This window comes from Acinetobacter sp. (genome assembly GCF_049284435.1).
Classification (GTDB): domain Bacteria; phylum Pseudomonadota; class Gammaproteobacteria; order Pseudomonadales; family Moraxellaceae; genus Acinetobacter.
The window spans coordinates 1-9,946 of record NZ_JBAPXX010000095.1; the positions used below are offsets into that span (position 1 = coordinate 1).

Sequence of the window (9,946 nt, forward strand, 5' to 3'; positions counted from 1 at the left end):
CAAAATGGTTTGGGTGCAATTTTGGGTTCAGTTCTCAGTCAGTTGGGTGGTACAAGTAATCAAGGTGCTGCCCAAGCTCGTTCAGGATTAGGAGGCGGTTCGACTGGCAAAACCTTATTGATTGCGGTGCTGCCTCTGGTATTGGCCTGGATTCAAAAACAGGGTGGTTTACAGGGTGCATTAGACAAGCTCAAAGGACAGGGACTTAATAGCCAGGTCGATGATTGGGTGTCAACCGGTCCTGGTGAAAATGCCAATGTTGATCCACAGCAGGTGCAAAACCTGTTTGATGATCAGGATGTGGAACAGGTGGCACAGCAAACTCATGTTCCTAAACAGGATGTGTATAGTGCAATTTCACAAGTCTTGCCGCAGATTATTGACTCACTGACGCCACAGGGTGAAAAAACCAGTAAGCAGGAAGCCAATAATGATATTCAAAATGTCCTGAGTATGGTCTCGGGTCTTCTGAAAAAATAAATTCCATTATGTAAAAATCCCGATTTCAGTCTATACAGGCTTTCAAATTTCTAATCCAGCTTCAGGCTAAACAGCTGATTGGAGTCACAGATTTTTTTGGCAATATAATGAGATTTTCGGGTGCGAATTAAAATAATTTGCGATTGGAAGCCGAGTTCACCAAATTCTGGTTCCACCTGTACATAGTGCAGTTGTCCATACTCATCTCGAACCCGTGCTTGAGCAGAAAAACCGGGACGGGCATTGCCACTGGAAATCGTCGCCAGACGGCCGAGTAAATTGACATTGTTCTTTTTATATTTAGGTGGAATGACCTGATCCAGACAGTGAATCATAAAAATAGTAAAAAAAGTCGCAATGATCAAAGCCGGAATAATCAGGTAATAGGCAGGCAGAAACTTGAACTCCTGAGAATAGATCAGGAACTGTAAAACATAGCCGGCAAAGCTAAAATTCATCAGGAAGAAAAACACAATCAAGGTTTTGGAGAATTTGACGTTTAGTAGATCCATCTGCTGAAAGTCATAAGGTGAAATTTTTTGCAGAAACTTGCTGGGTCTGAGTCCAAAATAGAAACCAATGGTTTTCACCACACCGAACAGAATAATCGCCAATAAACTCAGATGAAAAGGCATCAGGTTATAATCTAGAAAAAATGCAGGCATGGTGAAGTCCGTTTTGGTCTTATTCTGAAAGGTAAATTCCACCATCAGAATGCACGGTAATCTCTACTTTTTCAAGTGCTTGACCTTGGCAAGGCCCGGAAATGCATTCACCGCTTTCTACCAGAAACAAGGCGCCATGCGTGGAGCACTCAATAAATTCTTGATCACGATCCAGAAACTGGTTTTCCAGAAATTCCAGCTCGACCTGCAAATGCGGACACAGGTTTTGATAGGCATAGAAGGCGCCATCACGCTGTGTGATAAAAATATTATCTCCATCAGGAAGCTCAAAAGAGCGTGCTTCGCGTTCCGGAACGTCTTCGGTCATGCAAATTTTAAACATTAAGCACATTCCTTTTGAAAGTCTTGTAATAATGCCGCATAGTCTTCAACTGCCAAGCGCGGACCAAATTGTGAAACCACTTGGCTCGAAATGAGAATCGCCAGTTCAGCCGCAGCTTGAAGACCCAAATTAGCATTCAATCCGTACAGGAAAGCTCCGGCAAAAGCATCACCGGCACCGTTGGCATCTACTGCAGTAACTTTGCGACCAGGAACAGTAAAGGTATTCTGATGATCAGAAATGAGTGCACCTTCAGCTGACAATGTAATGACAACGTGTTGACTGATTGCTTTTAATTTAAGTAGGGCTGCCTCAAGATTATCTGTTTCTGTATACATCAGCGCTTCTTGCTGATTACATAGCAGCAAGTCTACGCCATCTGCAATCATTTCATCCAGACCGGCACGGGCATATTGCACCATGGCAGGATCAGATAAAGTTAGAGCAATTTTAACGCCATTAGCACGGGCAATATCACGTGCTTGTTTTACCGCATGACGTGCCGTTTCAGAAGTCGATAAATATCCTTCAAGATATAACCATTTAGCGCTATTTAGTGCGCTGAAATCAATTTGTTGATCAGTCAGTTCAGCCGTAATACCCAGATAAGTATGCATGGTGCGTTCAGAATCAGGACTCACCAGAACCATACAGGTTCCTGTTACACCTTCACTGATCGATTGGGTGGTAGTCTTAATGCCGGCATCATTCAAACCTTTCAGATAGATTTGTCCCAGTTCGTCATTTCCGACACGACAGCCATAAAATGCAGAACCACCGAGCGCAGAAAATGCCACGGTAGTGTTGGCTGCTGAACCGCCTGAAGCCTGACCCTTATAAACCTGAGTCGCTTGAAGATTTTGATAAAGAGTGGCCTGAGTCTCACCATCTGCAAGTTGCATGGTGCCTTTTTGCAAGTGATGTGCAGTTAAAAAGTCATCAGAAACTTTAAATTCTTGGTCAATCAGCGCATTACCAATCGCAAAAAGATCAACAGTTGCCATGTTCAAATATCACATTAAAAATGAAAGTCCTAAGTTTACACGATTGCTTGGGATTGCTGTAGTTTGCTGAATCATTTTCAAATAATTTTCAAAAATGCTGTATTTTGTTCAGGAGCTATCTTTGGTCTAAAAACTGGCTTATTTTTGTGCACTGGTGCGCTGCAGCATTGATTTAAGGATCACATTTTATTTATAAAGAGATATCGCTCCTGGCATGATACTTTAAGTCGCTTGGCAACTGTCATTCTTCACAACAATTTCAAATAGTGTGCGTATATGAATATTAAAATTGTAACAGCCGAACAACTCCCGGATCAGATCGAAACACTGGCAACTCTGGCACGTAAAGAAGGCTATAATTTGGTAGATAAGTTAATAGAAGAATATCGCACCGGGAAAAACTGCTTTAGCCACGCCAATGAATATCTGGTGGTGGCGCATAATGGCAAGAAACTGGTTGCCTGCGGTGGCTTAAACCAGCAATGGGGAGATAACGGCATTGAAGAGCGGATTGGTCGAGTACGCCGTTTCTATGTGCATCCCAAATATCGTCAGCATGGGGTAGGCAAACAGCTTTTGGCTTACCTAGAGCAATTGGCACGTCCGCATTATTCGGCTTTATGCTTACAAACAGATACCCGGCTGGCTGCCAGTTTTTATCAAAAGCAGAATTATGTATTTGTGGAAAACAATCCAAGCTATAACTATTTTAAATATCTGATTTCTTAAGTTTGTGAATACTCATCTAGATGCAGGAAGTAAATTTGATGATTTAATTTTCAAATGATCAAGTTTACTTAATTCGATCAAAATCCTTGGTTTTCAACGTGAATAATTCAGATAACTAAAGCTATAATGCGCTTAGTTATTTTAATTAAAGCATTAGGAGATCGCATGACTGTAGATGTCACTGAAACCATTTCTCAAACTGTACATCCTGCGTTTCAGTTGGTACGTCAACAACATGTTGAAGCTTTAGACATTTTCGTGTCTGAATATAAACATAAAGTGACTGGCGCCACGCATTATCATCTGGCGACCAATCACGACGAAAATGTCTTTCTGGTGGCGTTTCGTACCCAGCCGATGGATTCTAAAGGCGAAGCACATATTCTGGAACATACTGCGCTGTGTGGTTCAGAAAAATTCCCGGTGCGTGATCCATTCTTCCTGATGATTCGCCGTTCACTGAATACCTTCATGAATGCCTTTACTGCGGCGGACTGGACTGCGTATCCATTTGCGACGCAAAACAGCAAAGATTTCCAGAATCTGCTTGAAGTGTATATGGATGCCGCATTTGCTGCGAACCTGAATCCACTGGATTTTGCTCAGGAAGGCATTCGCATTGAATTGGAAAATGGCGAGCCTGTCTATAAAGGCGTGGTTTTTAATGAAATGAAAGGGGCGATGAGTTCGCCTTCAGACCAGCTGTATCACACGCTGGCGCATCATTTATTCCCAAATACGACTTATCACTATAATTCTGGCGGTGATCCCAAAGATATTCCTGATCTAACTTACCAAGAGTTGGTTGATTTCTATAAGTCACATTACCATCCAAGTAATGCAGTCTTCATGACCTTTGGCAATAAAACGGCATTCGAATTGCAAGAGCAGTTTGAAAATTTGGCATTGTCTAAATTTGAAAAAGGTCAGACGCTCTATCCAACACCTGAAACCCGCCTGACTGCACCATTGACGGTTACAGACAGCTATGCGGTTGATGCCGAAGATCTACAGGACAAGACCTATCATGTACTGTCCTGGTTATTGCCAGAAGCCAGTGACATTAAACTGCGTTTGGGCATGCGTTTAGTTGAAGGTATCTTGTTAGAAGATTCAGCATCACCACTGCGTCATTATCTGGAAACTTGTGGTTATGCAGATGCAACAGGTCCATTCATGGGCGTGGATGATTCTAACTTTGAAATGACTTTCTACTGTGCGGTGCAGGGTTCAAATCCTGAGCATGCAGAAGAATTTAAAAATGGTGTATTCAAGGTTCTGGAAGATGTTGCATCTAAACCGGTCGATCAGAACATGGTAGATGCGATCCTGCATCAAATCGAATTGCATCAGCGTGAAATCAATGGAGATGGTACGCCGTATGGTCTGAGCCTGATCCTCAGTGGTTTGGGCAGCGCGATTCATCATCGTGATCCGGTCGAAGTTTGGGATGTGGATTCTGCGATTGCTGCAGTTAAAGAAGAGTTGCAAGATCCGATGTGGCTTTCCAATCTGATCAAAGAGCATCTGCTGGATAACCCACATCGTGTCCAACTGACGCTGGTTCCGGATGCGACTAAATCTGCCAAAGAAGCAGCGGATGAAAAAGCGCGTCTGGCTGAAATTGGCAAGAATCTGACTGAAGAACAAAAAGCTGAAATTATTGCCCAGACTGAAGCATTAAATGTTCGTCAGGACACACCGGATGACTTGAACTTATTGCCGAAAGTCGGTCTGGAAGATGTCCCTGCGGAATTGCAAATTGTTCAAGGCCAGTTACGTGAGATTATTTGTAACCGCATCGATACGCCATTGAACCTGTATCATGCCGGCACCAATGGTATTTATTATCAACAGGTTCTGGTCAATATTCCGGATGAAGTGGTGCAGTCGCCATACTTTAACCTGCTTTCAATCCTGATGGGTGAAGTGGGGGCGGGTGAATATGATTATCTTGAGTTTCAGCAGCTTCAAACAGCGGTAAGTGGCGGTCTAGGCATGGGCGCGTCTTTGCGTTCTAAAGTCGATGACAAAAACAAGATTACTGCCTGGTTGACGTTGACTACCAAATCTTTGGTGAATCATCTCGATGCGATCCGTCTGTTGAAGATTGGTTTTGAACAGCTTCGTTTTGATGAGAAAGACCGTATTGTTGAACTGTTACAACAGCGTAAAACACGCTGGCAGTCACGTATTTCCGGTTCTGGACATAGTTATGCAATGCAAACGGCTTCACGTCAGCATAGTGCATTGGCTTTGCGTGATTATCATAATACCGGTCTTGGCGCATTAAACTGGCTGATCGAACTGGTGTCTAAGATCGAAAAAGATCCGGCTGAATATGATCTGCTGATTGATGAATTAAAACGGATTCATCGGGTCTTATTGCAAGCACCAAAGCAATTCCTGCTAGTGTGTGAAGAACCACAATCTGAGCATCTGATTGAAGAAATTCAGAATGTTTGGGACAAACTTGCGGTGGATTCTGCACCGGTTGCACTGACTCAAGTCGAAAAAGTAACCCATGATCAGCACGAAGCCTGGTTGATTCAAGCCAATGTCCAGTTCTGTGCGGCTGCTTATCCGGCAGTTGAAGTCTCACACCCTGATGCTGCTGCATTGATGGTGCTGGCTGGATATTTGCGTAATGGCTTCCTGCACAGCGCCATCCGTGAAAAAGGCGGTGCTTATGGTGGTGGTGCCAGCTATGACGGCAATGCTTGTTCATTCCGTTTCTATAGCTACCGTGACCCACGTCTGTCAGAAACTTTCCAGGATTTTGATGCCAGTATTCAGTGGTTACTCAACGGGCCGCAACAGCCGCATCAACTGGAAGAAGCCATTTTGGGTCTGATTGCCAGCATGGATAAACCAGGTTCACCGGCGGGTGAAGCGATCACTGCATGTTATGCCTATTTGCATCAACGTACACCAGCGTTCCGTAAAAAATTACGTGAACGTTTATTGAATGTCACACTGGATGATTTGCAGCGTGTTGCACAGACCTATCTGGTTGAGCAGCAGGCGACGAAAGCCGTTGTAGCGCCAGTGGCAAAACGTGAAACGCTGGAGCAGCTTGGTTTTGTAATTCAACAAGTTCTATAAATAAAAAAAAGAGGATAAGGGATGGCGCTTAATTCGTTTAAGCGCTCAACTCTACAGCTGAGCGTTTTGCTGGGCTGTGCAGTTGGGACGCAAGTGAATGCGGAAGAAACAGTAGTCAACAGTCCCACACCGGCAACGGCTGAAGCCTGTGCTGCACTGGAAATTAGTGCAGAGCGTCTGGCCTGTTATGATACTTTATTTAAAATCCCGGTCACCGATAAGCCTGCAATCGTTTCTGAACGTCGTGCAGCAGCAGAAATTGCGCCTGAACCCGATAATTTAAAAGCGAAAATTGGTCAAACTGTTTCCAATATTTATGCTTCTGAAGGATCAAAGCTGACGCCGAATCTGTCTTTGCTGGATAGCCGCTGGGAACTCTCTCCGGAAAGTAAATTAGGCACCTGGAACATTCGTTCTTATCAGCCGGTGTATTTGATGCCAGGTTTCTGGACATCAAAGAAAAATGAATTCCCTCAAAGTGAAAATCCAGAAAACACGGTGAAAGAAGACCAAAATCTCACTTCAACTGAAACTAAGTTCCAGTTATCTTTAAAGACCAAGGCAGTTGAAAATATTTTGGGAGATAATGGTGATCTGTGGCTTGGTTATACCCAGTCTTCGCGTTGGCAGGTGTATAACTCGGAAGAATCACGTCCATTTCGTGAAACCAATTATGAACCAGAAGCTAGTTTTGTTTTGCGTACCAATTATGACCTGTTAGGTCTTAACTGGCGCATGTTAGGCCTGACTTTCAACCATCAGTCCAATGGCCGCTCTGATCCGCTATCGCGCAGTTGGAACCGGGTGATGCTGAATTTTGGTTTTGAAAAAGACAATTTTGCCCTGATGGTTCGTCCTTGGTATCGCTTTGAAGAGAAGCGAGAAGACGATAACAATCCCGAGATCAAAAACTATATCGGACGCGGAGACATGACTGCATTTTATCGATATAACGAGCATGATTTTTCATTAATGCTGCGTCATACTTTAAAAGGTGGAGATGATAACCGTGGTGCAGTACAATTTGACTGGTCATTCCCGATTAGTGGACGTTTGCGAGGTCAATTCCAGCTTTTTGACGGCTATGGCGAAAGTCTGATTGATTATAATCACCGTGCCACTTATGTGGGATTAGGGATTTCCCTGATGAACTGGTTCTAAGATTCCAGGTTTAATCATCCTAGGATTAAACAAAAAAACCATGCTGCGGCATGGTTTTTTATAACTAAACTTAGCCAATCTGGATTTCTGAAGGAGGATGTTTTATACGGCTCTTTTTCGGAGTTGCAATGAAATAAGCAAGTGTCAGTGGCCCTAGTCGACCTGCAAACATTAATAACATCAGAATGATCAAACTGGCCGGTTGTAAGTCTTCAGTAACACCCCGGGACAAGCCGACGGTACATGCCGCCGAAACAGCCTCAAACAGCAGGTCCAGAAAATCAAGATCAGGTTCCAGAATTAATAGGCTCATAAAGCCCATTATGATGAGTGCAGCAGTAATGCACACCACGGCCAAGGCTTTAAATGTGGTTTTCTCCGGAATAGAATGATTAAACACCCGGATTTCATCTTCGCGTCTTAAAAAACTGATCACGCTTATTACCACAATAATAAACGTTCCGACCTTGATGCCGCCTGCAGTACTTAAGGAGCCGCCCCCGATAAACATGAGCAGCATGGTAACGAGACTGGATGCATCGCTCATTTGTTCCATTGGCAAGCTATTAAAACCCGAAGAGCGGGGAACCGTGGCATGGAACCAGGCATTTACGGCCTGATCGCCTAAACTCATCAGGCCCAAAGTTTGCGGATTAGAGGCCTCCAATAGCCAGAGTACGATAAACGCACTTAAGTTAAGACCCAGAATAGTAGAGAGGATCAGCTTGCTGTTAGTACTTAACTTGCGCCAGCGCTTGTTTTTTTTAACATCCATCAACACTAAAAAGCCAATACCCCCAATGATATACAACATACTGATAGTAAAAGTAATTAAATACTGGCCGGAAAAACTCATCAAGCTGTTGGGGAAAAGTGAAAATCCACCATTATTAAAAGCTGAGACGCTATAAAAGGCTGCATAAAATAATGCATCGCTGAACTGATATTCTTTGAGCCACGCCAAAGTCAGAATCAGTGTGCCGATTGCTTCAAAGAACAGGGAATATAAAAACACGGCTTTGATGGTAAAGCTGACTTTTTTCAGACTGGTTTGTCCGATCGACTCCTGTGCCATGACTTGCTGTTTTAGTCCCATTTTGGGTGCCAGACTCATCACTGCCAGAATGGCAAAAGTCATAAAACCCAAACCACCGCATTGCAACAAAAACATAATCACGATCTGCCCGAATACCGTATATGCCTCACCGACATTCACCACCGATAGTCCGGTAATGGTCACAGCAGAAGTTGCTGTAAATATCGCTTCTAGCCAGCTGATTTCCCCATGATGTGCAATGGGCAGCATCAGCAGCAATGAGCCGATTAGAATTAATCCAATAAAACCCAAAGCCAGTAAGCTCGGAGGACTGAGGTTAATCGTCCTGTGTTGCTTTAAGTCAGAACTATTCATAGATGTTTAAAATATTTAGCAAGACGGCGCAAAGGTTCCAGTAATCCTTCAACCAGTAAAATATCGCCTTCTTGAAGAATCTGATTAGCATCTACGTGATATTGCAATGTAGATCCGCGTTTATGTAATAAGGTGGTGATTTCAGGCGCATGCTTCATCAACTGATTCAGTGGCGTACCATGATGATCCGCATGAATTTCAATTTTGACAATGTAATGATCATCCTCAAGCGCCATATAGCGACTGACCATCGGATAGCTTAAAGACTGGGCCACCCGAACACCCATGTCTTCTTCAGGATGAATGATTTTTTCGACATTGAGATGGGTCAGAATCATGTGATGGGATTTGGATTTGGCCTTCACCCAGATTTTCTTCACGCCCATATTTTTTAAGTGCAATACACATAGAATGCTGGCCTCAATATCCTCTCCAATCGCAACGACAACGGCATCACAGCGCTGAATGTTCAGCTCATCCAGTACATGCTCATCGGTTGCATCGGCAATCACGGCATGGGTCAGTTGATCGGAAATATTTTCGACATATTTTTTATTCAGATCGATCCCGATCACTTCATGCTTCAGACTGATGAGCTGTGTGGCCACGGTTGCACCGAAACTGCCAAGCCCGATGACTGCAAATAATGCCATGGATTGTCCTTCGTTATCTTTATGTCATTCGTTATATCCGCTATGGTAATGAGAAGGCGATTCCTCAGCTATAGTTTTTAAGTAAAAATAGTACAGATCTTTGAAGTATTTACACTTCTTTCATATGAAGTACAGATTGAAAATTTGGACAGTCAGACATAACCTGACGATGTGTATATAAGGTTCCATAGCTGTTTTGGATGATGTATTCGAATTCATGATGATCATCCTTCATGATATTGAGTGTGGCTTGGCGTTTGAGTCGAGGATAAGTTTTTAGATCGTCGATTGAGGCACAAGAAAAGCTTTTTACAAAAGCTGAAATTTTAGGATCTAATTTCACTTCTTTATAATGATCTAGGAAAATATAAACAACGAATTTGGGATATTGGTTG

At 43.3% G+C, this 9,946-nt stretch carries 10 protein-coding genes; 4 read left to right on the forward strand and 6 right to left on the reverse strand.

From position 1 onward, the window contains the following. Positions 1-480 (forward strand): YidB family protein (locus WAK81_RS08550; RefSeq protein ID WP_422196472.1); only part of this gene is annotated, 480 nt, incomplete at its 5' end. A 50-nt stretch (positions 481-530) separates the two neighbouring features. Here WAK81_RS08550 and WAK81_RS08555 read toward each other — a convergent pair. The 3 genes from WAK81_RS08555 to WAK81_RS08565 are packed head-to-tail and all read right to left on the reverse strand — an operon-like array spanning position 531 to position 2,492. Next, positions 531-1,145: an OB-fold-containig protein gene (locus WAK81_RS08555; protein ID WP_422196473.1), complete on the reverse strand. Its 615-nt coding sequence runs from the start codon at positions 1,143-1,145 to the stop codon at positions 531-533. Positions 1,146-1,164: 19 nt separating this feature from the next. Continuing rightward, the gene (locus WAK81_RS08560; RefSeq protein WP_004279797.1) at positions 1,165-1,473 is read right to left on the reverse strand and encodes a Rieske (2Fe-2S) protein; all 309 of its coding nucleotides are present in this window, start codon (positions 1,471-1,473) and stop codon (positions 1,165-1,167) included. Positions 1,474-1,487: 14 nt separating this feature from the next. Next, a complete protein-coding gene (locus WAK81_RS08565; RefSeq protein ID WP_422196474.1) occupies positions 1,488-2,492 on the reverse strand; it encodes an adenosine kinase in 1,005 nt (334 codons plus the stop codon). Positions 2,493-2,768: 276 nt separating this feature from the next. On the opposite strand from WAK81_RS08565, the gene WAK81_RS08570 reads away from it, so the two are divergent. The 3 genes from WAK81_RS08570 (at position 2,769) to WAK81_RS08580 (ending at position 7,487) form a co-directional block, all read left to right on the forward strand. Next, the gene (locus tag WAK81_RS08570) at positions 2,769-3,221 is read left to right on the forward strand and encodes a GNAT family N-acetyltransferase (protein WP_422196475.1); all 453 of its coding nucleotides are present in this window, start codon (positions 2,769-2,771) and stop codon (positions 3,219-3,221) included. 165 nt (positions 3,222-3,386) lie between these two features. Continuing rightward, the gene (locus WAK81_RS08575; protein ID WP_422196476.1) at positions 3,387-6,326 is read left to right on the forward strand and encodes an insulinase family protein; all 2,940 of its coding nucleotides are present in this window, start codon (positions 3,387-3,389) and stop codon (positions 6,324-6,326) included. A 21-nt stretch (positions 6,327-6,347) separates the two neighbouring features. Beyond that, positions 6,348-7,487 carry a phospholipase A gene (locus tag WAK81_RS08580; RefSeq protein ID WP_422196477.1) on the forward strand — a complete coding sequence of 380 codons (1,140 nt, stop codon included), beginning with the start codon at positions 6,348-6,350 and terminating at the stop codon, positions 7,485-7,487. Between the two features lie 70 nt (positions 7,488-7,557). On the opposite strand, the gene WAK81_RS08585 is transcribed toward WAK81_RS08580, so the two are convergent. The 3 genes from WAK81_RS08585 to WAK81_RS08595 all read right to left on the reverse strand — a co-directional run. Further along, positions 7,558-8,898 carry a TrkH family potassium uptake protein gene (locus WAK81_RS08585; RefSeq protein ID WP_422196478.1) on the reverse strand — a complete coding sequence of 447 codons (1,341 nt, stop codon included), beginning with the start codon at positions 8,896-8,898 and terminating at the stop codon, positions 7,558-7,560. After that, positions 8,895-9,551 (reverse strand): potassium channel family protein, encoded by a 657-nt coding sequence (locus WAK81_RS08590; protein ID WP_005246545.1) that lies wholly within the window; start codon positions 9,549-9,551, stop codon positions 8,895-8,897. The genes WAK81_RS08585 and WAK81_RS08590 overlap by 4 nt, the downstream gene beginning before the upstream one ends. 109 nt (positions 9,552-9,660) lie before the next feature. Next, positions 9,661-9,946 (reverse strand): hypothetical protein (locus tag WAK81_RS08595; RefSeq protein WP_422196479.1); only part of this gene is annotated, 286 nt, incomplete at its 5' end.